This window comes from Rhizobium sp. WSM409 (genome assembly GCF_057653825.1).
Window position 1 is genome coordinate 237,359 of the sequence record NZ_JBYGKP010000003.1, and the last position, 22,840, is coordinate 260,198.

The window sequence follows — 22,840 nt, forward strand, 5'->3', positions numbered from 1 at the left end:
CTGTCTGATTTTGACAATAAGGCGGCTTTTCAGCATCGACGCCGATGGACCTAGTTCAACTGAACCGCCGACCGGAAAGGAACGGTTGCGACCAACGAGCCGTCTTCGGTCCTGATCTCGAAAGTGTCTCCGTCCGTGGGATCGCCCATGCGGATCCTTTCCGCGACGATTTCGCGGGCGGCGGCCGTTGCTTCCTCGAACGCCAGCTCGGGCGTGGCTAGGTCAATGCCTTCCAGATCTTCATTGAAGACATCGTTCCTGCGGACGTGGAAAAAATACTTCGGCATCGTTTGCTCCATCAACAAGGCCCCCCTAACCTCTCAAGCGGGAAGTTGTTCCTCCCGAACCTGATCGCACCCCTCACTCCCGCCGATGGTATTGCGCGGTCCCATATACAACATCGCGAGCGTTTTCATTCCTCGAACATCTTGCCGCTGCGCGCTTCCAGCCGATAGCGGTGGCCGGGATAGACGAGGCGGGCGGTCGAGACCACCTGTTTCGCCGACCATGTGCGCCGGCGGATCGTCAGGCACGGTTCGGTCTTCATGATGGTCAAGAGCTTGCATTCCCAGGCCTGCGGCATCGCCGCCTCGACGACATGCTCGGAGCCGCTGAGCGGGGCTGAGGCAGTCAGATAGGCGTTCGGCGTCAGCGTCGAAAAATCCTGGTCGAGATATTCAGGCGCGGCCTCCGGATGGACGAAACGGTCCTCGATCTGCACGGGAACACCGTTTTCGCTGTGGACGATCAACGAGTGGAAAACCGCGGCGCCAATCGGCAGTTCGAGCGCGTCGGCAACCTCGGGAGAGGCGGCTTCCTGGGCGAGAACAACGACGGAGGCCTCGTGGACATGACCGCGTTCGGCGATTTCCTCGGCGATGTTGCGGACCTCGAACAGTGCCGAATAGCCCTTGCGTTCGGCAACGAAGGAGCCGACGCCCTGAATGCGGACAAGTTCGCCCTCATTGGCAAGTTCGCGCAGCGCCCGATTGGCGGTCATCTTACTGACGCCGAGTTCGACGACCAGCTCGTTTTCCGACGGCACCCGGTATTTCGGCGGCCACTCGCCGCTCTGGATGCGGTCGAGGATCACCTGCTTGACGCCGGCATAGAGCGGGGTGCTATCATTTTCCGCCAGTTCGCGCTTCATCTCGCCGGGACGTTTCATTGCCTATTCCTTTTGCACGAATGCAATTCGCCACATAAATCGACTTTCCCTCTTGCATAACACAAAATATCTCATATGGTACCATATACAACCTCCCAATCGGTCCTTGAAACAGAAATAGGACGGGAAAGGGCAAGCCGGCGAAGATCGGCCGTGGTGCCGCAAGGTCTGTTTCAACTCCAGAGGAGAATTCATCAATGAAATTCAGCGCAATCCTGTTTTGCGGCGTGGCGGCTTTTTCCGCTTTCGCCGCCCCTGCCTTTTCCAAGGACTGGACAAAGGCGACCATTACACTTGAAGGTGCCTACGCGCCCTGGAACCTCACCAATGCCGACGGCACGCTTGGCGGCTTCGAACCGGAACTCGCCAAGGTGCTCTGCGAGCGCGCCAAGATCGAGTGCACGCTGGTCGCCTCCGATTGGGATGGCATGATCCCGGCGCTCAATGCCGGCAAGTTCGACGTCATCATGGATGCGCTGTCGATCACCGAGGAGCGCAAGCAGGTGATCGGTTTCACCATTCCTTATGCCGCTACTCCTGCTGCCTTCGCCACCGCCAAGGACAGCCCGCTGGCAAAGGCCGCCGGCACCGGCGCCACGATCAAGATGACCCCCGGCCAGACCGGCGTGAAGGAGATCGACGCGCTGAAGGCCGCCTTCAAGGGCAAGACGATCGGCATCCAGGCGGCAACCGTCTATGCCAAGTTCGTCTATGACAATTTCGGCGATATTGCCGAGATCCGCGAATACAAGACCGGCGCCGACCGCGACCTCGACCTGCAGAACGGCCGTATCGACCTTGGCTTCGACGACGCCGTCTATTTCGCCAACGCGTTTAAGGCGGCCAACGACACGCTCGACTTCACCGGCCCCGAGATCGTCGGCTCGATCTGGGGCGAGGGCGAAGGCCTTGGCGTCCGCAAGGCCGATACCGACCTGCGCGACAAGTTCAACGAGGCGATCAAGTCGACGCTTGCCGACGGAACCGTCAAGAACCTGTCGATGAAGTGGTTCCAGGTCGACGTCAGCCCGCAGGAATAAGCGTTTCGGCCTTTCGGCCTCATACAGGTGTCTCCGGCTTTATCGCCGGAGACAGCATGCTCGAACAGGATGTTTTCAGGCCCGGCCGGCCTAAAATCTGATCCTGTTCTAAAGAAAAGAGTTAGAGCATGATGTCGTCCGAAAGCCGCTCACACTTTTCGGCATCATGCTCTGGTGTCAATCCGCAAAACACTGCCACGGACGGGGAACGGACGATATGGCAAGCTTGGAACTGCTCGGCTTCGGCTCGACCGGATGGGGCGCGCTGCTCATTGCCGCTGCCTTGATGACGCTGGCTGTCACGGCTACAGCGCTCGCGATCGGCGCCGTGCTCGGCGCGATCGTCGCTGCGGCAAAACTCTCCGGTAATCTTGTCCTCGTCACGCTCGGCAACGTCTATACGACTGTGTTTCGCGGCGTGCCCGAGCTGCTGATCATCTATCTCATCTATTTCGGCGGCTCCTCGGCCGTCACCGCGATCGGCCAGGCGATGGGTTACGAAGGTTTCCTCGGCCTGCCCTCCTTTATCGCGGGCGCGCTTGCCGTCGGCATCATCTCCGGCGCCTATCAGGCGGAGGTGTTCCGCGGCGCTTTTCTCGCCATCTCCAAGGGCGAGCTCGAGGCAGCCTCGGCGATCGGCATGCATCGCGGCATGCGCCTTCGCCGCATCATCATGCCGCAGGTGTTTCGCCTCGCCATCCCCGGCCTCGGTAACGTCTGGCAGCTCAGTCTCAAGGATTCGGCGCTGATCTCCGTCACCGGCCTTGCCGAACTGATGCGCACCAGCCAGGTGGCGGCGGGCTCGACGCGGCAATATTTCCTGTTCTTCATCGCCGGCGGCTGCCTCTATTTGCTCCTGACCAGCCTTTCTGACCGCATCTTCAACGGGGCGGAGCGCCGCGCCAATCGCAGCATGCCGGCATCCGCCATGGGCCAGGCGTAAGGAGGCGACAATGGATTTCACCTTCATCGCCTCGACCTTGGTCACCCTGCTCAAGGCCGTACCGACGACGCTCATCCTGTTTTCGCTGTCGATCCTAACCGGTGGCCTGCTGGCGCTCGTCATCGTCTGGATGCGGACCAGCGGCAACCCGGTGCTGTCAAGCTTCGCCAAGGGTTACATCTTCATCTTCCGCGGCTCGCCGCTGCTGATCCAGATGTTCCTGGTATTCTACGGCCTCGGCCAGTTCGGCTTCATCCGTTATTCCTTCCTCTGGCCGTTCCTGCGCGAGCCGATGGTCTGCGCCGTGCTGTCGCTGGCGCTCTGCACCGCCGGCTACACGGCGGAGATCTTCCGCGGCGGCATTCGCGCCGTCTCGCCGAAAGAGATCGAGGCGGCGCGCTCGATCGGCATGTCCGGCTTCCTGCTGGTCCGCCGTATCCTGGCGCCGATCGCTTTTCGCCACGCGTTGCCGGCCTATTCCACCGAGATCGTGCTGATGATGAAGTCGACGGCGCTCGCAAGCCTCGTCACCGTCTGGGAGGTCACCGGCGTCGCCCAGCGGCTGATCTCGCAGACCTACCGCACGATGGAAGTCTTTCTCTGTGCGGCGATCATCTATCTCGTCCTCAACTTCATCATCCTGCAGGGCATGGCTCTGCTCGAATATTCGCTCTCGCGACATCGCCGCGCGGCCCCGCAGGCGCTGAAGGCGTAAGCATTTTGACCCGATTGGAGCACCCATGCCAGGCGTAACCCGACTATCGGTCCGCAATATCCGCAAGAGCTTCGGTACGCACGAGGTGCTGCGCGGCATTTCCCTCGATGCTGAAGACGGCGATGTGATTTCGCTGCTCGGCGCCTCCGGTTCCGGAAAATCGACCTTTCTGCGCTGCATCAACATGCTCGAAACCGCCAGCGACGGCGAAATCTGGGTCGACGGCGAGGAGATCCGCATGGTGCACAAGAACGGCCGGAGCAAGCCGGCCAGCCAGAAGCAGGTGGACCATATCCGCTCTGAACTCGGCATGGTGTTCCAGTCCTTCAATCTCTGGTCCCACATGACGATCCTGCAGAACGTCATCGAGGGCCCGATCCATGTGCTGAAGCGGCCGCGGGCCGACTGCATCGCCGAGGCCGAAGCGCTGCTCGAAAAGGTCGGTATCGCCGACAAGCGCCACGCCTATCCCGCCCACCTCTCCGGCGGCCAGCAGCAGCGCGCCGCAATCGCCCGGGCGCTGGCAATGAAGCCGAAGGTGATGCTCTTCGACGAGCCGACTTCGGCGCTCGATCCGGAGCTCGTCGGCGAGGTGCTGCGCGTCATGCGCTCGCTTGCCGAGGAAGGCATGACCATGCTCGTCGTCACCCATGAGATGAGCTTTGCCCGCAACGTCTCGAACCGCGTCGTCTTCATGCGCGAAGGCTTGATCGAAAGCAGCGGCAAGCCGGAGGAAATGTTCACCGGCGGCGCGACCCCCGCCTTCCGCCAGTTCATTGGCCATTTCGGAAGCGGTCAATGACGGTCACCATCGATGCGGGGCTCACCTGGCGCGAAGTCGCGCGCGTTGCGGCCGGGGAAGAGCTTGCGCTGTCGCCCGCCGCCTTTGCACGTGTCGAGCAGGCAAGCCGCATCGTTGCGCGCATCGTCGAGACCGGTGTGCGCGCCTATGGCATCAACACCGGCGTCGGGGCGCTGGCCGATACGGTGGTTGATCGCGCCTCGCAGAGCCTGTTGTCGCGCAGCATCGTGCTCAGCCATGCCTGCGGCGTTGGGCCGTTGCTTGCCGCCCGCGAGGTGCGCGCCATCATCGCCGCTGGGATCGCCAATTTCGCACATGGCCATTCCGGGGTGCGGCGCGAGATCGTCGAGCATCTCACAGCCCTGTTGGAACATGATTGCATACCGGATGTGCCGTCCAAGGGCTCTGCCGGTTATCTCGTCCACAATGCCCATATTGCCCTTGTTCTGATCGGCGAAGGCAGCGCTCACCTGGATGGTCGGCGCATGAGCGGCCGAGAGACGCTTGCCGCGATCGGCCTCGAGCCCTTGGTGCTCGGCGCCAAGGAGGGCTTGAGCCTTGTCAACGGCACGGCCTGCGCCACCGGCCTGACCACTGTCGCGCTATCGCGCGCCGAACGGCTGCTCGACTGGGCCGATGCGATCGCGGCCCTGACGCTGGAAGCGGCGGGCTGTCAGATCGGCGCCTTCGACGAAGCCGTGCTGGCGCTGCGCCCATCGGCGGGAATAAAAAAAGTCGGAGCGAGCCTGCGCGCGCGGCTTCAGGGCAGCGGTCTTGTCGCCGCCGGCTTCGGCCGGCGCACGCAGGATGCGCTCAGCCTTCGTTCGGTGCCGCATGCCCATGGCGCAGCCCGCGATGTCTTCGACAATTCCGCCCGGGTCGTCGACCAGGAGCTTGCCTCGGTGACGGATAATCCGGCTGTTTCTGGCACGCCGGAACAGCCGATCGTCTCCTCCGAGGCCCATGCGGTTGCCCCGGCGCTCGGGCAGGCGGCCGATAGCCTGGCGATTGCGCTCGCACAGATCGGCGCGATCAGCGAGCGGCGCATGGACCGGCTGGTCAATCCGCTGGTGAGCGGCCTGCCGCCGTTTTTGGCGAGCGATGCCGGCAGCCATTCCGGCTTCATGATTGCTCAGTATACCGCCGCCGCACTCAGCAACGAGAACCGCCGCCTTGCCGCACCGGCGGCCATGGACGGCGGGCTGACCTCCGGCCTGCAGGAAGATTTTCTCGCGCATCCGACAGCTGCCGCCGGCAAGCTGCTCGCGGTCATCGACAATGCCGAATATATCCTGGCGATCGAGCTGATGGCGGCTGCCCAGGCGCATGATTTCCTGGCGACGACGGCGCCGCGAGCCGCAGGCACGGATCTCGTCTATCAAGCCGTGCGGGAACGTGTTTCCCATTATGGTGACGAACGGCCACTCAACGGCGATATCGAGGCTGTCCGCAGCCTGATCCGCGAGACTGCGCCGCCGCTATAGTCGGCTGTCAGAACGGCTGAGTTTCTGAATTCTTCTTTGGCTTTTCGCCGGCCTCGAGACGCTTGAGGCACTGGAGATAAGTCGGGTAAAGCTGCTCCACCCGCGAGAGCGGCAGCATCCAGTCGCCTTCGTCGCCGGCGAATGTGATCTGCACGTCAGGCATTCCGGCAAAGGAATTCTTGATGATCTTCTTCAGCCCGGCGCTCCCCTTGCTGGCCGGGCCCCAGAGGCGAAGCGTGTTCTTGTCGAAGAAATCGGCAGCGATTACTTTCGTCACCGTACGATCGGTCAGCGTCACCTCGGTCTTCGTGCCGGCCGGAATGTCCCATGTGGTCTTTGCGACCAGCCAGAATGTCTCGGTCGCGCTCTGGCGGAATTCCATGGTCTTGCCGATCTCGCTGTCCCACAGCAGGCGGCAATAGGGATGCGGGCTCTCGTTGGAAAAGCCGACCGACCATTGTCTTGCGCCGCCCATCCATTCGGTCTCGCCGAAGGCAGAGACCGGCTGCAACAGGGCCGCCATCAGAACCATCACTGTCGGAATTTTCATCGCCGAACCATCTCCAACGCAATCGGCTCCAGCAATAGCAAAAGAAGGTTGAGCTTTTGCTACTACAGCGCCGCGGGTCTTTTCAGACACGCAAGGACGCTGTAGCAGTTTCAACTGCTGTTCCTGCTTGCCGCGTCTTGCTGTGAGTCGGATAGGATTCGGCTGAACGCCGCGGCGAACTGAACCGACTGGCTATGATGTCTTGGCCATGGGCGGATGTTTCCACGTGCCGTCGAGCGCCTCGTCTTTTGGCCAGTAGAGGCGCATCGCTACGAAGAAGGGGCCTTTGGGCGCTGGCAGCCAATTCGGCTCCTTGTCCTTGCCCGGCGACCCATTCTGCACATAGAAGGTGTAGCCGCCATCGGAATCCTTCACGAATTGCGGCAGCATCGGCTTGTTGAGCAGGTATCGGTTGATCGGATTGGCGACCAGCAGGCTCGCCGGGAGATCATACATCGTCAGCGACCAGAAGGCGTGAACCGGCGGCATCTCGTCGGCTGCGAAGTGGACGGTGTAGCGGTTGGCGCCGTCGAGCTTCTGCCCCTCAGTGTCAATGGCGTAGACCGGGTACATCGCCTCCTGCTTTGAATTTCCGTAAATTCCGAGAACGGCCGCCGCCATGCGATACAGATAGTTGTTCTTGAGGTATTCGCGCGTGCCGAACATATCGCCCGAGGTCACCGTGCCGGCGTCGATCTGCTTTTTCAATATCCCAAGATCGGCCCAGGCGTCGGCCATGCCCTTTTCCATGGCGGTCTTCATCCCGGGCGAGAGCGCAGCAACGTCTATTGTCTTGCCTGCACCGATCCCGATCTTGGCAAAACGCGCCATCAACTCGGTCTCGGATGGATTGAGCGAGCAGAACCGCAGGACGAAATTCAGGATGTTGAAAAACTCGAGCGACTTGCGCTCGTCGTCCGGCGAAACCGGCTTGATAAAGTCGATTGCGGGAGCGGCCGCAGGTGCGGGCTTGCCGAGAAACGACGAAAGCGGCTCAGCCTTGTAGCCATCCTGGATCTTTTTCACATTGTCCAAGTCGTCGGTGTTGAACAACTGCGTGCGATAAGCCCCAATAACGAGATCGGTCTCCGCGCGAAACACATTCTTGATGCCCGCAGGCATCTCGCCTTTCCACTCTGGGCCCGCGACCAGGAAGCTGCCGCCGTCGTTGCCGGTCGTGCGGCTGCCGGCATAGTCGAAGTTAAACGTATAAGCGTCGATGAGCTGAATGCTGAAATACCGGTCCTTCTCGATCACTGGCACAGTAAGGACCATCGGTTCAGCGCGCAGGTCCAGGCCAATCAAGGAATAGGGCGTGTCGGAATTGGGCGTCTGGATTGCCGTATCTGCGGGCGTGTAGACGCGGGGGATGTTCTTGAGGTGGTTCCACGGAGCCTTGTATTCCGGGTTCTTGTCGTCGACGAAATAGGCGTATTGGATCCGGTAGCTGTCCACCGCTGGGAAGCCGTAGATATAAGCCTCCTTGGCGATTGCGCGAGCCTCCTCTGCCGTTACATCGTCGGCTGCGGCACCAGTGGAGCGAAGTCCCAAAAGACCTGCCGCTAACAATGAAGCCCTCGTGAAGTCGCGTCTGGTCAGCTGCATGACATCCTCCATCGGTTGAAATAGCCTACAACTGCGCACATCTTTTCAGACGCGCAAATATGGCTTTAACGCTTTGAATTTCTGTAGAATTTTGTTCTTAAATCGATTCCGATTTAAGAAACCATGCACTAGCGTGTCAGTTGCGGGGCGACGTTCGGTTGAATTCTCTAAACCACAGCCCGAGATAGGTACGCTACTGTACATTAGATTATTATAAATTACATCACATAAGGAGCGAGTGTCCGCCTTAAATAGCGGCCGTAGCTTAGGGCGGGGTCGAGCCTTCGCAGCATCATTGGCAAACGGCAGCTTATGGCGGCTTTGAGACCTTGGTCTAAATCTCATAATGGCGGGAAGTTGCCGTTCGTCGCCTATCCCGCAATCAATGGCTGTTGGCAGTTGATGCCAGATTAATAGGTCCTGACCCTAGAGCAAATTTCGCGATGGACGCCAGACAAGCCTATATTCACGAAGATTGGTAGATCCGAGCTCCAAGACGTTTGGGCGGAGCGCGTCGTCGGCTGCGGATTCACTTAGGAAAGAGGAACGTGACCGCGACGCGGAAGCCCAGTCCTTCCGGGCCATTGTCTGGAGCAGCCGCCCAATATCGTATGCCCGCCGTCAGGCTGATTGGCTGTTTGTCGATGGTGATCAGCTTGGCGACTGCGAAGTTGATCGGCACCGACCAGTCGTTTGCTTCCCAGTCATAGGTGGACTCGGTATTCAGCGAGAAAGTCCAGGCGTCCTTGGTGGTGTAGGAGATGAAGGGTTGCATGAACGTCGAACTCACGTCCCGACGATCACTCTGACCGGCAAATGACCAGATATGGTTGCCGAGCATGCCGTAGGTCCAGGGACCGTCCTGCTTGAGGACGACCGCGGTCGGACCCGCTCCCCATTTACCGCTTCCGAGAAGCTCATCCGTGCCCGTCGGAAGCAGGAACACGGGTCCTGCACCCCAGACCACGCCACTCTCGGTCGGCTTTGAAGGAGAGAGGAAGAAGCTCTGCACTGTGTCGCCGAGGCCGAATTGCGTGCCGGAGGGTCCGGCGATGTCGTTCTGCCATGTGACCGGCAGGATGGTCCTCGAAATGAGATTCCAGTCCTCGTTCAGAGAAAACGGAATGACAGGCTGGATGTTCATCGTTGCCTTGTCGCCGTCTTCGGGACCATAGCCGTGGTCGTAGTTGAACTGGAACGGCACACTGATCAGCGAGGCGATTGGATTCGACAACTTCTTCGCAAGCTCTTCGCTCGACTGAGCGCTTGCCGTACCTGCCCAGAGACTGAGTGCCGCGACAACCAGTGCCATCCGAGAAGCGACGTTCGTCATCAATGTTCTCCATGATCCGATTGAATTCAGCCCTGCGTTCTGCGAAGTGAAACGATATCCCCAGGATCGAGCCTTGCTGGAGACCGAACTGTGAGCCGCTGTCTTTTCACGGCGGCTCTCTGCTTCCTGGGGGACGTCGTTGTTCCGGCTCCTGGAGAACATCAGGTCTTTAATGGCGAGCATATCGGATGGATAATCGCCAACAGCACGAAGTTCGCCAGTCCGGGCGTTAGAACCGAATGGCGACCCCGAAGATCGGCCCCTGCTGGACGACGTCGAAGACGAACCCGTCATTGTCGTAATTGACGCCGAGTGCGCGATATCCGGCGACCGCCGAGATGCTGTCGTTGAACTTGTAGCCGAGGCCCAATGCCACGTCCCAGTCGAGGTCGGCGCCGCCGGCACCCACCAGACCCCATCCGGTGAGATAGATTTCCGGCGTGAAGAAGTAGTTTCCTCTGACGCCGGCGACGGCATCAACCCATGTGGCGCTGTCTTCGACATCCACTCCGGCCAGAATGCCGCCATTGAAGGAAATCTCGGTTTTGGCCGACCAGACCTTCATGCCGCCGACCACGTCGAGATGGCCATTTTGGTCTTCGAGCACGGCGTAACCGACGCCAAGAAATCCCGCGAAGGTCTTCGACGTCACATCGACGCTCTCGGCAAGGATGCCGGCAGGTGTGTCGGCGTCGGCACCGAGCTTGGTGTAGATCACGTCACCGACGATGCTGAAGCGATCATATCTTGCTTCGCCTGCCGCCATGAAAGCGAAGTCGAGGTTCTGGAGGATATCGCCGAAGTCCGCGTCGACATGAACTTCCGGAAGCCCGAACTGCCCAATGTCGCCGGATAAGCCGGCAGCCCAGAAATATGGAGCGAAGGTGAATTCCCAGCCGCTCTGGCTCTCGACTGTTTTTGCTTCCGGCGTGAGCGGCGTGATATCGGCGGCGTTGCCGCCCGACGCTGCAGAAATGCCCGCCAGTAACAGAATGGCACGCAAGTATATGGCCTTCATGAGAATCCCCCGATCCCGTTTGTCGCCTCGGCACTGCTGTCCCGAGTCGGCACTGTGCAGCGAGAAGTAGATTTGGACAAGCTAAAATACCTATTTCCCGTTGATCGCCTGCTTCAGCTGCCCGATGAGGCCTGAAATCTGCGGGTCCTGAGGTCTCAGTCGCGCCAGATCCTCCGCGTGTTTCAGCGCCTCCGGCAGCCGTCGAAGCTTGAGACTGTATTGGAGCGCCAGGCCAATGATGTCGGGATCTCCGCCCGTGGCCCAGCCACCAAGCCTGTCCAGGGCGTCTCCCGTTCGGCCAGCGGAATCGAGGGCGACGGCAAAGGTCGTTTTGTACCGAGAGTTTGGCGGATCGAGCCGCACCGCTTCTTCGAGTTCGGCTATCGCCTCGGGCAATGCCTGCTTGCGTACCAGGGACAGCGCATGTCCGTAGCGCAGATCCGCGCGGTCGGGCGCCATCTGGATCGCTTCGGCATAAGTCTGCTCCGACCTCTCGTTTCGGCCGGTGGCGCGGTAGAACTCGGCGAGATTGATGCGCATTGTTACCAGCGTCGGGTCGAGCGAGATCGCCTGCCGGAAGGCGGCTTCGGCCTCGGCCGTCGCCTGCCGGGCGAACAGGAAGAAGCCATAATTGCTTTGTGTTTCCGCGACGTCGGCGTTCGTTTCGACATAGGCGCGCAGGTCCGCGACAGCGGCTTCGAAATTGCCTTGCTGATTGCCGAAGAGGTGCGGAGGAGTGCCGGCGAGTGCATTGGCGGCAGCAACGCGCACCGCACGCGTTTCATCGCCGAGCAGGGTGCCGATCGCATCCAGCCTCTGCTCCGGCGGAATATTGCCTGCCGCTTCCGCTGCACCGAGCCTGACAAGCGGATCTGCATCGGTTGCGGCTGTTCGAATGTCGGCGGTGACGTCGATGCCGCCAGTTCGGCTCATTGCGGCGATGGCGCTGCCCCTGACAATTCCTGCTTGCTTTTGGTCAATGACAAGGGCGCGCAGAGCCTCCGCCGCGGCTTGATCACGGTTCGCAGCTCCGGCGAAGGCATGGGCGATCGACGCGCGTTTGCGCCATTGCGTTCCGTACCATTTGTCCATCGTATCGGCTGCCCAATCATCGGTTTTGCCGACATGGCAGGTCGTGCATGCATTCGGCGTTCCAAGCGTTGCCGACAGGTCGGGCCGGGGGATGACGAAGGAGTGGTCGCGGCGCGGGTCGACCTTCATGTAGGTGCGTTCGGTCATGTGGCAGTTGGCGCATTGTGCTCCAGTCGAACCGGCCTGATGGCGGGTGTGCGCGGGAGTGTCGAACAGCCCGCTCGGATCCTGGTTGACGAAGCGCTCCGGCTTCGTCTCGGTATGGCATTGCGTGCACAGGGCATTGCCCTCCGCCTTGAGGCCGGCCTCGTGCGGCCGATGACAATCGAGACAGGTCACGCCCGCCCTGGCCATCTTGCTTTGCTGAAACGAGCCATATTCGAAGACCTCGTCGAGTATCTGTCCGTCCGGGAAATAAAGATCCTGCCGGAGCAGGGCAGGGGAGAAATAATCAAGAAAGGGCTTTCCCGGTTGATAGCCGTCCAGCAGTTTGGTGCGCCTGGCATGGCAGGCCAAACAGATGCCCGCATCGACTTTCGGCAGACCTGTATCCGGCTTGACCGAGGATGATGCGTTGCCCGATCGCGCCAAAGCCACGTGTTTTGCGCCCGGGCCGTGACAGGATTGACAGCCGATGCTGGTGGCGACGTAGGTCGACTTGTATTCGTTCGTCTGCGGTTGAAACCCCGCTTGGGGATCGGTCGAATGGCAATCGATACAGGTGCGGTTCCAGCGGTAGAAAGGACCTGTCCAATGATAGGTCGATCCGGGTTTGGCCGGGGTGCCGTTTCCGAGCCAGAACCACTGCCGTCTGGCTGTATCCCAGGCGATGTCGAGAGCCTGCAGCCGCCCTCCTCCAATGTCGACGAGGTATTGCTGCAGTGGTTCGTAGGCAAAGGTATATTTGACTTCGAACTCGGCCTGGCCGCCGTCCGCTCCCTCGGTGTTAACGAAGAAGCGGCCGGCGCGGCGGGTGAAGGTCGTGACGACGCCGTCATGTTCGAACCTGCTATTGTCGAAATCGCCACGCACCGTTCCGTTGTCGGCCAGTGCCATGGCCTTTGCATGGTGGGATTTCGAAAAAGCCGCCGCCTGATCGGCGTGGCAGGATGCGCACGTCCTTTCGTCCACGAAACCTTCGTGGATCGATATCTGCGGATCGGAGGCGGGTATCGAAATGTCGTCACTCGCAAGGCTGCGACCGGCAAAGGCGAGCAACAGGAAGAACAGGAGGTGTGTTCCTCTCACCGCTGCTGATCGAACAGACGCTGCCACTCAATCACTCCCATATGACGTTTTGCAAGGTCCCGCCGCAGGTTGAACTCTCTGGCGTGAGGGCGCGGTCCTAGTCCTTGAAGACCTGCTTCCAGTCGGCCTTCATATCGACGACGGTCCAGCCGGTGATCGCGGCTGCATCGAGCGCCTTGTCGAGGCGGCCGAACTCTGTATCTCGGTCGTAGGCGTATTCACGCTCGGCATCGGTATGATGGATCAGCACGCCCAGCCTAGCAGGTGCGCCCGCCATGGTCGTCCATTGCAGCATTTGGAGATCTCCGTCGGAATTGCCGAAGGCGGCAATCGGCCGCCGGCCGATCTGCTGGTTGATTCCGACGGGTTTACCGGCCTTGTCGTCGATGAAATTGACTTCGGGGAGGCGAAAGAGGGTCGGCGTGTCGTCCTGCATCCTGAATTCGGTCTTGATCGACGAGCCGATAACCTGCTCCGGCGGGACACCGTAGACCTTCTCCACCCATGGCCGCATGAACTCGATGCCTCCGCCTGACACGATGAAGGTCTTGAAGCCGTTGGCGCGGAGATAGGCGAGAAGCTCGACCATCGGCTGATAGACGAGTTCGGTGTATGGCCGCTTGAATTTAGGGTCGCGCGCCGAAGCGAGCCAATCAGTGACGACCTTCTGGAAATCGTCGCTGGTCATTCCGGCATGCGTGGCCATGATAAGCTCGACGAGGCCCTTTTCGCCGGATGCCGCGAGCGTCCTCATATCGCCTTCGAGCACGGCCTTGAACGGCTGCGTTTGCTTCCATTCCGGATGCTGCGGAGCAAGCCCCTTCACTCGGTCCAGGGCGAACGCCAGCTGCGTATACATCGGATGCTCGACCCACAGGGTTCCATCATTGTCGAAAACGGCGATACGCGCCGCTTCCGGGACGAACTCGGCTGAACCCGGTTTTGTCACCTTCTCAACGAAGGAGATAATCGCTTGCTTCGGCGCAGTATCATTCCACGAAGGCAGTGCGTCCGTCTGAGCGACCGCCGCCGCCGCGGCAAAAAGCCATACTGCGGCGGCGAGCGCGACGCCGTGGGAAAAATACCGGAAATTACGTGCCGAAATCATCGCAAATCCTCCACGACTAGCTTGCAGCAATCTAAAACTCGGAACTATACGGCAGCCCCGGATCGCTCCGGGGCTGCCAAAGACTTAGTTTCCGGTCGGCATAGGAATGCTCACGCCTTCCTTCGCCAACGATTCTCGGATCCACTGAAAACGACTGTAGTCCGATAGCGTGATGGGACCATTGTAGGTCAGGCTCTGGGGTTTGCGAGGTGGGTACTCCACGTAGGTGGCCATGATCTTCTTCAATTCTTCGCCCATGACGACGCCCATCCAGGTCCGCTCGGTGAAGTTGTTCATGAAAATGTCGTAGCGTTCCTGCGGGTCCTGCCACAGATCGAACACTTGGGGCACCGTAGCGACATACTTCTCCTCACCCTTCCAGCCGAGGTTGGTGTCGACCGCCAGTCCGCCCGTCGAGGCTCCGTTATCCCCGCGGATATTAAAGGCGAACTTGTAGTTGTTGACGCGTATCGCACCGGGCGAGAGCTCGTTTTCAGTAAAGTAAAACCACGACTTGCGTTCCGATTTACCGGTGCCGAGCAAGATCGGCGACATGTCGTAGCTATCGAATATGATCGGTTTGTCTTCGCGATCCTTGTCGGGTAGCGGAACCGCGCCGACGGCGGCGAATGTCGCCATCAGATCGAGACCACCGACGATGTCGTGGTTCTTGGTGCGGGGTTTGATCTTTCCCGGCCAGACCGCAATCGCAGGAACACGGTTGCCGCCCTCTCGCAAGGTGCCTTTGGTTCCGCGGAACGGGGTGTATCCGGCGTCCGGATAGACGTCCTGCCATGCCCCATTGTCGGTGGTGTAGAAAACCAGCGTGTTGCGGTCCATGCCGGTTTCCCGCAATTTGTCCATGATTCGGCCAATGCGGGTGTCGAGTTCCACGATCGAGTCCGCATACTTCGACTTCGACATGGACTTGTGCTCGAACTCCGGGGCCGGCATGTTCGGCTGGTGGACCTTCATGAAGTTCACGTTGATGAAGAAGGGTTCGTCCGGTGCTTTGGCAGCCTCGTCCAGAAAGCCCAGTGCCGCTTTCTCGACGTAGCCGTCGAAGAACGGAATGCCGACAACGCCCTCCTTACCGTCGATCATGGGTGTGTCGACGTATTGGCCATTGACCTTGAATTCTTCGGTCACTGGTCCTCCTGCCTTGGCGGACAAAGCCCCCTTAGTCACCTTCTGGAACATCTCCCGCAGCTTCGGATCCATGTCCGGGAACCAGGTGGGATCGGCATACGTATAGGCATTCAAATGGTAGAGGCCGGCGTACCGCATCTCATCATAACCCTGCGCAGTCGGTAGGGCGTAGTCCGCTTCGCCGAGATGCCATTTGCCGGTGAAATAGGTGTGATAGCCGCCACGTTTCAGCACGGATGCAAGTGTCCATTCGGCCGCGGGCAAGCCACCGCCCTGACCTTGAAAGGCGACAGTCGTCATGCCGCTGCGGTTTGGTATTCGCCCCGTCTGCATGGCCGCACGGCCGGGCGTGCAACTCGGCTGGGCGTAGAAGGAGAAGAAGGTCATGCCGTCTTCAGCAAGCTTGTCGATGTTCGGGGTAGGCATCCCGCGACCTTCACCTCCGCCATAGGGGCCGAGATCGCCGTAGCCGGTATCATCCGAAACGATGAAAAGGATGTTGGGTTTTCGTTGGGAGTCCTGCGCTTGCAGGGGCGAGGCCGCACACCAAAGAATGGTGGATGAAGCCAGTGCTCCGATGCAGCGGGTAAGGATTCTGCTGTTCATTTTAAATCCCTCCGTTGACGTTCTTGAATGACGAAGCCGCTCGCGGCAAAGGCCTGCGATTGCATGCGTCGCTTCAACTAGACTGCTTTGAAAACGAAGATCCTGCCGGAACTGTCTCCGGCGGGTTGCGAAACCGGCCGCATCTCTGCCCCGGCGTGCTGAACCCTAGCGAATGCTGCCTTCTCTCGATATTGTACTTTAGGGAATCTTCATGTGTGGCAATCGACAGTAGTGATGCGCAGATGACGACGCAGCGGGAAGCTGTTATTGTCCCCCGGCTTTGGGGGGAAAGCGGATGGGCTTGGGCGAATGGTCAGGTCGATTATGCTGCGCTGCCTTTTTGTTGGCGGTCGTCGCCCTGACTGTGTCCAGTCGTCAGGCAGCAGCCTCCGACACCTCTATCGCCATCATTGACCGGGTTCCCCGCGTCCTCGTCCTCTATCCCTATGACGAGAGGATCGCGGCGACGACCGCTGCTGGAGAGGCGCTGCGGAGCCGTTTGCTGGAGGCGACAAACGGCAAGATCGACCTGTTTTCCGAGTTCCTGGATCTCTCGCGGTTTCCGGAAGTTGACCACGTCGCGCGCATGGCACGCTATCTGGGCGAGAAATACGCGGCGCGCCGCCCCGACGTGGTCGTGGCCCTCGGCCGGGAATCGACGAGCTTCTTCGTCGCGAACCGCGGCACGATCGCTCCAGGCGCAAAAATCGTCGCCGCCGGTTTCGGCACCGCCACCGCCGAGAAGATCGACCTGCCCGATGACGTTATCGGAGCCTTCTCGACCTTCGACATTCTGAAGACGGCTGAGATGGCCCGCGGCCTGCAGCCCGATGCCCGCCACCTCTACGTCGTCGGTGGCTCGTCCGACTTCGACCGGAGCTGGCTGACGACGGCCCGCGTGGATTTGAAACAGTTCTCCAAATCCTATGATACGACGACCTATCTGGAAGATCTGACGATCGACGAATTGGTCGAACGTGCTTCCCGCGTACCGCCCGACAGCATCATCCTGGCATTGACGGTCTTCAAGGATCGGGCAGGGCGCAACTTCATTCCGCGCGACGCGATCAGACAGATCGCGTCGACGGCCAGCGCGCCTGTCTACGGCCCTTATCAGACCTACATCGATCATGGCGTCGTCGGCGGCAATACCGTCACATTCGAAGCGCTCGGCCGGACCGTCGGTGACCTCGTCATCGATGCGATTGCCGGCAAGCCGGTATCCGATCTCGAAGCGCCACAGACCTATGTCGCCGATGCCCGGCAACTCAAGCGCTGGGGGCTCGCCGAAAAGGATCTGCCGCCGGGCACGATCCAGATGCACAAGGAGAGGAGTCTCTGGGAGGAACATTGGATCGTGTTGGTGGCGGGGGGCGGCCTCGTGCTGGCGCAGGCCAGCATCATCTCGGTGCTTCTGCTCGAGAGGAGGCGCCGCCGCGACGCCGAGCGCAGCTCGCAGCTTCACCTGCTTGAAGCTGTCCATCTCAACCAGTCCGCGACGGCCGGCGCACTATCCTCGTCGATCGCTCACGAACTGAACCAGCCGCTATCGGCCATCCGAAACAACGCTGAGGCTGCCTCGGTGCTGCTGCGGAGTGCAAACCCGGATCACGGGCTGATCCAGCAGATTCTTCTCGACATCCAGGAGGACGATCAACGCGCAGGCGATATTATCAGCCGGATGAGAGGGTTGCTCAAGAAGAGAAGCGAGATCGATTGGCAGGAGTTCGATCTGAACGATGTCACATCGAGCGCAATCCACATCATTCACGGCGAGGCGGAACGGCGCGGAATTACGCTGACCTCAACCCAGCCGCCCGGTGAACTGCCGGTGCGTGCCGACAAGGTTCACGTGCAGCAGGTCATTCTCAATCTGGCGACCAACGCGATGGACGCCATGCTGGACGCCGTTCCGGCCGGGAGAACTCTTACCTTCGCGACGGGACTGGCGAACGAGAAGGCGGAGCTGCGGGTCTCCGACACCGGAGACGGCATTCCGGAAGAGAGGCTGATCCGCATATTCGAACCGTTCTATACCACCAAGCAGGCGGGGACGGGGCTGGGTCTGTCCATAGCCCGCGCCATTCTCGAGACCTATGGCGGTACCATCCGTGCCGACAACCGCCCCGAGGGAGGCGCGGTCTTTCGCGTGGCCCTGCCTCTCGCCCACAGGGAGGAGCAATCGAGATGAAACCGGTTGTCCATATCGTCGATGACGACAAATCCTACCGGACGGCGACCGCAAGGCTGCTTTCCGCAAACGGCCTTAGGGTCGAAGCCTATGAATCCGGAGATCAGTTTCTTTCCCGACTTTCCGCTTGCGAGCCGGGCTGCGTTCTTCTCGACCTCCAGATGCCTGGCCAATCCGGCCTGCAGATCCAACGCCGGCTGTGCGAGCTGGCGCCGCTATTTCCGGTCGTGTTCCTGACGGGGGAAGGAGACATCAAGGCAAGCGTCGAGGCGATGAAGGCGGGCGCCAAGGATTTTCTGGAGAAAAGTTCTACCGCGGCGACATTGATGGGGGCGATCGATCGCGCTCTTATCCAATATGAAAGACAGCGGGCCGAACACGACCGTCTCCAGGGCCAGCGGTCGCTGGTGGCGGGGCTTAGCCCGCGCGAGGCCGAAGTGTTCCGGTTCCTCATTCGCGGCCGTCTCAACAAGCAGATCGCTCATGCGCTCGGCATCTCGGAGCGGACGGTGAAGGTGCATCGCCATCAGGTCATGGAAAAGCTTGGGGTACGTTCGCTGGCCGAGGCCGTGTCGATCGCCGCGAATATCGGTCTCATCGATCAGGATACGGCATCGTCAGCGGGTTGATCCGATATCCTTCCCCTTAGGACAATATCAATCGACCTCTAAGCGGCCTAATTTGACCGGCAACCGTTAGTCTCTCATAGGTTCGAAAGAGGGGGCATGAGGTGGAGAACCTTCGCCGCACGGTCGCTGTCGTCGACGATGACGCAAGCCTGCGGCGCAGCCTGGGGCGGCTGCTCAACGCCTACGGTTTTCTGGCCATGGAGTTTGCATCCGCCGAGGCCTTTCTCGCTCGCGATCCCAAAGCGGCGATAGACTGTCTTGTCCTTGATATCGACCTCGGTGGCATGTCCGGCATCGATCTGCAACGCAGGCTGAAGGCCGACGGGACGACCCTTCCAGTGATTTTCATCACGGCACTGGAAACCGCCTCCGTGAAGGCAGAGGCGGAAAAGGTGGGATGCGTTGCTTATCTGCAGAAGCAGTTTTCCGGAGCCGCGCTGATTGCGGCCATCAACAAAGCATTGGGATTGTGACCTGAGAGCCGGAGACCATGCGCTCCCCAGCACGGCGGTCGGCGTCGCATCGGCGGCAGCTTTGCCGACCTTATAATTTATAAAATACTATTATAATCAATAAGTTAACATGCTAAAATCAAGAAAATTGCCGATGTTGATTGCCGATCTTTGTAATTTGCAATTTGAATCTTTAGACATCTATGATGCAGCCGCCCGTGAATTTACAGGCGGCCATTGAGCGGGCTGACAGCTTGGCGCCTAAAGTGCCCTGCTCAGGGCAAAGCACACCGACCCTCCCTTAAGTGCAATAGCGCGGGACCGTATTTGCGCTAAATTTTTGGAAGCAGCCAAACAGCCGATAACGTGAACGGGAGCGCCACGATGAGCAGCAAGAGCAACCGGCAAGGTTACAACGCCACCCGTCGCCAAATCCTGCTGGCCGGCGGTTCGGCAATCGCTTTAACGGCATTCTGTCCGATCGCCAGCATCCCGGCGCTTGCCCAGGCAGGAGCAAAGAAACCGAACATCCTTGTGATCTTCGGCGATGACATCGGCTGGTGGAACACCAGCGCTTACAATCGCGGGCAGATGGGATACCAGACGCCAAATATCGACCGTATCGCCGACGAAGGTGCGATGTTCACCGATCTCTACGCTCAGCAATCCTGCACGGCGGGGCGGGCGGCCTTCATCACAGGCCAAAGCTGTTTTCGCACGGGGCTGCTAAAAGTCGGGCTTCCCGGAGCCAAGGAGGGTCTGTCTGAGAAGGATCCGACAATCGCCGAACTGCTCAAGCCACAAGGGTACGTTACCGGCCAGTTCGGCAAGAACCATCTCGGCGATCGCAACGAATTTCTGCCAACGGTCCATGGCTTCGATGAATTCTTTGGCAACCTCTATCACCTCAATGCCGAAGAAGAACCGGAGAACCCCGATTACCCGAAGGATCCACAGTTTCTCGCAAAATTCGGACCGCGTGGCGTGCTGAAATGCAAAGCAAGCGAGACAGACGATCCGACCGAGGATCCGCGTTTCGGAAGAGTGGGCAAGCAGACGATTGAGGATACGGGACCGCTCAATAGAAAACGCATGGAAACCGTTGATGAGGAATTCCTAGGCGCTGCCAAGGACTTCATCGACCGCAGCGCCAAAGCCGACAAACCGTTCTTTTGCTGGTTCAACTCGACCCGGATGCATATCTACACGCATCTTAAGGCTGAGTCGGAAGGCAAAACGGGGTTGGGGATCGTTGCCGACGGCATGGCCGAATTTGACGGTATGGTTGGCCAGCTGCTCGACCAGCTCGATGATCTTGGAATCGCCGAAAACACCATTGTTGTCTGGACGACCGATAACGGTGCAGAGGTGTTCTCCTGGCCTGACGGGGGCACAACGCCGTTCCATGGCGAAAAGAATACAAATTGGGAGGGGGGCTACCGCGTGCCCGGGATGGTGCGCTGGCCGGGCGTTGTCAAACCGGGAACCGAGATCAACGAGATTGTCTCCCACGAAGACTGGCTTCCGACCTTGGTTGCGGCAGCCGGCGAGCCGGACATCGCAGCCAAGCTTCTGAACGGCTATGAAGCGGCCGGCAAGACATTCAACGTGCATCTTGACGGCTACAATCAACGCAAACTGCTTGATGGCACAGGGCCTGGGGCGCGCAAGGAGTATTTTTACTGGACTGATGACGGAAGCCTGGCCGGATTGCGCTACGACCGCTGGAAGCTGGTGTTCATGGAACAACGAGCAGAGGGGTTGGACGTGTGGCAGGATCCTCTGATCACACTGAGATTTCCGAAATTAATCGACCTGCGCGCCGATCCGTTCGAAATTGCCCAGCATGCAGCGGGAGACTATGCAAGATGGCGTGTAGAACATGCCTTCGCGCTGGTTCCGGCCCAGGCATATGTGGCCAAACATCTTCAAACCTATGTAAAATATCCGCCCCGCCAGGCGCCGGGAAGCTTCTCGATGGACCATGTGCTTGAGAAACTCCAGCGGGGTGGCGGACAGTGATCACGCTTTGACGAAAGGCAAGGATGCGCCGTTAATTTTCGGATCGGAAAAGATCAATGATCGCGAATGAGAACAGGCAAGCGACGACCATTCTCCAGCGAGCGAGGCACGAGATAAAGGAGTATGCCTTCCTCTGCGCCTATCTCTATGTCTGCTTCGCTGCCGTCCTCCTCTACAAGATGGCAGTGCTCGGTGGTCAGGGTGTGGAATTTCTTGTGTTCGGTATACCCGCGCTCAAGGCCCTCATTCTCGGAAAGTTCATCCTGCTCGGTCATACGATCCGGCTGGGAGAGAGGTCCGGCGGTTCGAGACTCGTCGGTGTCGTGGCATATAAGGCGGCACTCTATCTTTCGCTGATCCTCGTCATGTCGCTCGCCGAAGAGTGCGTCGTTGGGTTGCTCCATGGCCGGACGCTCTCGGTTGTGATCACAGGTATGGCCGGCAGGTTACCCGAACTCCTGGCCATGAGCGCGATCATGCTACTGATCTTGATCCCTTATCTGGCTTCGAGGGAACTCGGAGTGGCGCTCGGCAAAGGAAGGCTTTGGGGTCTGTTCTTTGAGCATCGCGAGGTGCGGTAGGTGCAAACAACGATTGGCGAAGACGAATTCTCGTCCGTGTTGATGAAGGCACACAGCACGGCGGCGATCGAGTGAAGGTCTCCGCGAATGAATGATAAGTGAAGGTCGAACGCAAGGCGACGCCATGGTGGAACCACGGATTGCGAAAGCGCCTCCGAGCGGCGGTATGTCATGGATCCCCGGCGGCGATTTCCTGATGGGCTCGGATCGCCACTATGCGGAGGAAGCCCCGGCACACAGGGTTCGCGTCGACGGTTTCTGGATGGACACATGCCCGGTGACGAACTGGGCGTTTTCCGCCTTTGTCGAGGCGAGCGGCTATGTCACCACGGCGGAGCGGCCGGCCAACCCGGCGGATTATCCGGGTGCGATCATGGAGATGCTGGCACCAGCATCGGTCGTTTTCATCAAGCCGAAGTCGCCCGTTGATCTCACGAACCACTACAACTGGTGGAAATATGTGCGCGGAGCGAACTGGCGCCATCCGCGGGGACCGGCAAGCACGATCAAGGGGCTATTGGAGCACCCGGTTGTCCACGTCGCGTTCGAGGACGCGAAAGCCTATGCGGCCTGGGCCGGCAAGGAACTGCCGACCGAAGCGGAATGGGAGTTCGCCGCACGCGGCGGGCTTGAGGCGGCGGACTATGTCTGGGGCGGGGAAATGTTACCCGGCGGCCGGCATATGGCCAACACCTGGCAGGGCGAGTTTCCCGTCCAGAACAGTCGGGAAGACGGTTTCGAGGGGACATCTCCCGTGGGGAGTTTTCCGGCCAACGGCTATGGTTTGTTCGATATGGCCGGCAATGTCTGGGAATGGACGACCGACTGGTATCAAGAGCATGGCATGATCGACAGCCCGTGCTGCACGATCTCGAATCCCGTCGGCGCTGAACTCTCCAACAGCCATGATCCGCGCCAACCGCAAATCAGCATTCCACGCAAGGTCATGAAAGGCGGTTCACATCTTTGCGCACCCAATTATTGCCGCCGCTACCGGCCCGCCGCGCGCATGGCGCAACCCGTCGACACAGCAACTTGCCATCTGGGCTTCCGATGTATTGCCCGCGGATGATTCATAAACATTCTGCCGGATGATGTCCAAGT

At 59.8% G+C, this 22,840-nt stretch carries 20 protein-coding genes; 11 read left to right on the plus strand and 9 right to left on the minus strand.

Going from position 1 to position 22,840, the window contains the following annotated elements; genetic code table 11:
• Positions 1-50: 50 nt before the first annotated feature.
• Positions 51-287, minus strand: a complete 237-nt coding sequence (locus AC25BC_RS28825; protein ID WP_012763419.1) for a DUF6894 family protein — start codon at positions 285-287, stop codon at positions 51-53.
• 125 nt (positions 288-412) lie between these two features.
• Entirely contained in the window at positions 413-1,168 is a 756-nt protein-coding gene (gene hutC / locus AC25BC_RS28830) for a histidine utilization transcriptional repressor HutC (RefSeq protein WP_017996595.1), read from the minus strand.
• Positions 1,169-1,365: 197 nt separating this feature from the next.
• Here hutC and AC25BC_RS28835 point away from each other — a divergent pair, with 197 nt between their 5' ends.
• From AC25BC_RS28835 to AC25BC_RS28855, 5 genes are all read left to right on the plus strand, one after another.
• Positions 1,366-2,208 carry a transporter substrate-binding domain-containing protein gene (locus AC25BC_RS28835; RefSeq protein ID WP_012763417.1) on the plus strand — a complete coding sequence of 281 codons (843 nt, stop codon included), beginning with the start codon at positions 1,366-1,368 and terminating at the stop codon, positions 2,206-2,208.
• A 217-nt stretch (positions 2,209-2,425) separates the two neighbouring features.
• Positions 2,426-3,151, plus strand: a complete 726-nt coding sequence (locus AC25BC_RS28840; protein WP_128438578.1) for an ABC transporter permease — start codon at positions 2,426-2,428, stop codon at positions 3,149-3,151.
• Between the two features lie 10 nt (positions 3,152-3,161).
• Positions 3,162-3,866 carry an ABC transporter permease gene (locus AC25BC_RS28845; protein ID WP_003554211.1) on the plus strand — a complete coding sequence of 235 codons (705 nt, stop codon included), beginning with the start codon at positions 3,162-3,164 and terminating at the stop codon, positions 3,864-3,866.
• 25 nt (positions 3,867-3,891) lie between these two features.
• A complete protein-coding gene (locus AC25BC_RS28850) occupies positions 3,892-4,668 on the plus strand; it encodes an ABC transporter ATP-binding protein (RefSeq protein ID WP_003554209.1) in 777 nt (258 codons plus the stop codon).
• Positions 4,665-6,152, plus strand: a complete 1,488-nt coding sequence (locus AC25BC_RS28855; RefSeq protein ID WP_128438579.1) for an HAL/PAL/TAL family ammonia-lyase — start codon at positions 4,665-4,667, stop codon at positions 6,150-6,152. Before AC25BC_RS28850 ends, AC25BC_RS28855 begins: the two co-directional genes overlap by 4 nt.
• Positions 6,153-6,159: 7 nt before the next feature.
• On the opposite strand, the gene AC25BC_RS28860 is transcribed toward AC25BC_RS28855, so the two are convergent.
• From AC25BC_RS28860 to AC25BC_RS28890, 7 genes are all read right to left on the minus strand, one after another.
• Entirely contained in the window at positions 6,160-6,702 is a 543-nt protein-coding gene (locus AC25BC_RS28860) for a hypothetical protein (protein WP_012763414.1), read from the minus strand.
• A gap of 192 nt (positions 6,703-6,894) precedes the next feature.
• Entirely contained in the window at positions 6,895-8,307 is a 1,413-nt protein-coding gene (locus AC25BC_RS28865) for a DUF1254 domain-containing protein (protein ID WP_128438580.1), read from the minus strand.
• Between the two features lie 529 nt (positions 8,308-8,836).
• A complete protein-coding gene (locus AC25BC_RS28870; protein ID WP_003554202.1) occupies positions 8,837-9,640 on the minus strand; it encodes a hypothetical protein in 804 nt (267 codons plus the stop codon).
• 229 nt (positions 9,641-9,869) lie between these two features.
• Entirely contained in the window at positions 9,870-10,658 is a 789-nt protein-coding gene (locus AC25BC_RS28875) for a DUF481 domain-containing protein (RefSeq protein ID WP_003554199.1), read from the minus strand.
• A 90-nt stretch (positions 10,659-10,748) separates the two neighbouring features.
• A complete protein-coding gene (locus AC25BC_RS28880) occupies positions 10,749-13,025 on the minus strand; it encodes a tetratricopeptide repeat protein (protein ID WP_128438581.1) in 2,277 nt (758 codons plus the stop codon).
• 70 nt (positions 13,026-13,095) lie between these two features.
• Positions 13,096-14,106, minus strand: a complete 1,011-nt coding sequence (locus tag AC25BC_RS28885) for an HAD family hydrolase (protein WP_128438582.1) — start codon at positions 14,104-14,106, stop codon at positions 13,096-13,098.
• Positions 14,107-14,190: 84 nt separating this feature from the next.
• Complete coding sequence (locus AC25BC_RS28890) at positions 14,191-15,861, minus strand: arylsulfatase (protein ID WP_003554194.1); 1,671 nt, start codon at positions 15,859-15,861, stop codon at positions 14,191-14,193.
• 295 nt (positions 15,862-16,156) lie between these two features.
• On the opposite strand from AC25BC_RS28890, the gene AC25BC_RS28895 reads away from it, so the two are divergent.
• The 6 genes from AC25BC_RS28895 (at position 16,157) to AC25BC_RS28920 (ending at position 22,808) form a co-directional block, all read left to right on the plus strand.
• Positions 16,157-18,052, plus strand: coding sequence for a sensor histidine kinase (locus tag AC25BC_RS28895; RefSeq protein WP_128438583.1), 1,896 nt, complete (start codon positions 16,157-16,159; stop codon positions 18,050-18,052).
• Complete coding sequence (locus AC25BC_RS28900) at positions 18,049-18,681, plus strand: response regulator transcription factor (protein WP_003554191.1); 633 nt, start codon at positions 18,049-18,051, stop codon at positions 18,679-18,681. The genes AC25BC_RS28895 and AC25BC_RS28900 overlap by 4 nt, the downstream gene beginning before the upstream one ends.
• Positions 18,682-18,782: 101 nt before the next feature.
• Complete coding sequence (locus AC25BC_RS28905; RefSeq protein WP_003554188.1) at positions 18,783-19,154, plus strand: response regulator transcription factor; 372 nt, start codon at positions 18,783-18,785, stop codon at positions 19,152-19,154.
• A 363-nt stretch (positions 19,155-19,517) separates the two neighbouring features.
• Positions 19,518-21,155, plus strand: coding sequence for an arylsulfatase (locus AC25BC_RS28910; protein WP_003554185.1), 1,638 nt, complete (start codon positions 19,518-19,520; stop codon positions 21,153-21,155).
• 56 nt (positions 21,156-21,211) lie between these two features.
• Positions 21,212-21,736: a hypothetical protein gene (locus tag AC25BC_RS28915; RefSeq protein WP_128438584.1), complete on the plus strand. Its 525-nt coding sequence runs from the start codon at positions 21,212-21,214 to the stop codon at positions 21,734-21,736.
• A gap of 166 nt (positions 21,737-21,902) precedes the next feature.
• Positions 21,903-22,808, plus strand: coding sequence for a formylglycine-generating enzyme family protein (locus AC25BC_RS28920; protein WP_128438585.1), 906 nt, complete (start codon positions 21,903-21,905; stop codon positions 22,806-22,808).
• Positions 22,809-22,840: the final 32 nt, after the last annotated feature.

Bases quoted from the DNA above. Each gene is read 5' to 3' on its own strand.
- AC25BC_RS28855 (WP_128438579.1), top strand. From the start codon at position 4,665: ATGACGGTCACCATCGATGCGGGGCTCACCTGGCGCGAAGTCGCGCGC.
- AC25BC_RS28840 (WP_128438578.1), top strand. From the start codon at position 2,426: ATGGCAAGCTTGGAACTGCTCGGCTTCGGCTCGACCGGATGGGGCGCG.
- AC25BC_RS28835 (WP_012763417.1), top strand. From the start codon at position 1,366: ATGAAATTCAGCGCAATCCTGTTTTGCGGCGTGGCGGCTTTTTCCGCT.
- AC25BC_RS28895 (WP_128438583.1), top strand. From the start codon at position 16,157: ATGGGCTTGGGCGAATGGTCAGGTCGATTATGCTGCGCTGCCTTTTTG.
- AC25BC_RS28845 (WP_003554211.1), top strand. From the start codon at position 3,162: ATGGATTTCACCTTCATCGCCTCGACCTTGGTCACCCTGCTCAAGGCC.
- AC25BC_RS28890 (WP_003554194.1), bottom strand. From the start codon at position 15,861: ATGAACAGCAGAATCCTTACCCGCTGCATCGGAGCACTGGCTTCATCC.
- AC25BC_RS28825 (WP_012763419.1), bottom strand. From the start codon at position 287: ATGCCGAAGTATTTTTTCCACGTCCGCAGGAACGATGTCTTCAATGAA.
- AC25BC_RS28850 (WP_003554209.1), top strand. From the start codon at position 3,892: ATGCCAGGCGTAACCCGACTATCGGTCCGCAATATCCGCAAGAGCTTC.
- AC25BC_RS28885 (WP_128438582.1), bottom strand. From the start codon at position 14,106: ATGATTTCGGCACGTAATTTCCGGTATTTTTCCCACGGCGTCGCGCTC.
- hutC (WP_017996595.1), bottom strand. From the start codon at position 1,168: ATGAAACGTCCCGGCGAGATGAAGCGCGAACTGGCGGAAAATGATAGC.
- AC25BC_RS28910 (WP_003554185.1), top strand. From the start codon at position 19,518: ATGAGCAGCAAGAGCAACCGGCAAGGTTACAACGCCACCCGTCGCCAA.
- AC25BC_RS28870 (WP_003554202.1), bottom strand. From the start codon at position 9,640: ATGACGAACGTCGCTTCTCGGATGGCACTGGTTGTCGCGGCACTCAGT.
- AC25BC_RS28875 (WP_003554199.1), bottom strand. From the start codon at position 10,658: ATGAAGGCCATATACTTGCGTGCCATTCTGTTACTGGCGGGCATTTCT.
- AC25BC_RS28860 (WP_012763414.1), bottom strand. From the start codon at position 6,702: ATGAAAATTCCGACAGTGATGGTTCTGATGGCGGCCCTGTTGCAGCCG.
- AC25BC_RS28920 (WP_128438585.1), top strand. From the start codon at position 21,903: ATGTCATGGATCCCCGGCGGCGATTTCCTGATGGGCTCGGATCGCCAC.
- AC25BC_RS28915 (WP_128438584.1), top strand. From the start codon at position 21,212: ATGATCGCGAATGAGAACAGGCAAGCGACGACCATTCTCCAGCGAGCG.
- AC25BC_RS28900 (WP_003554191.1), top strand. From the start codon at position 18,049: ATGAAACCGGTTGTCCATATCGTCGATGACGACAAATCCTACCGGACG.
- AC25BC_RS28865 (WP_128438580.1), bottom strand. From the start codon at position 8,307: ATGCAGCTGACCAGACGCGACTTCACGAGGGCTTCATTGTTAGCGGCA.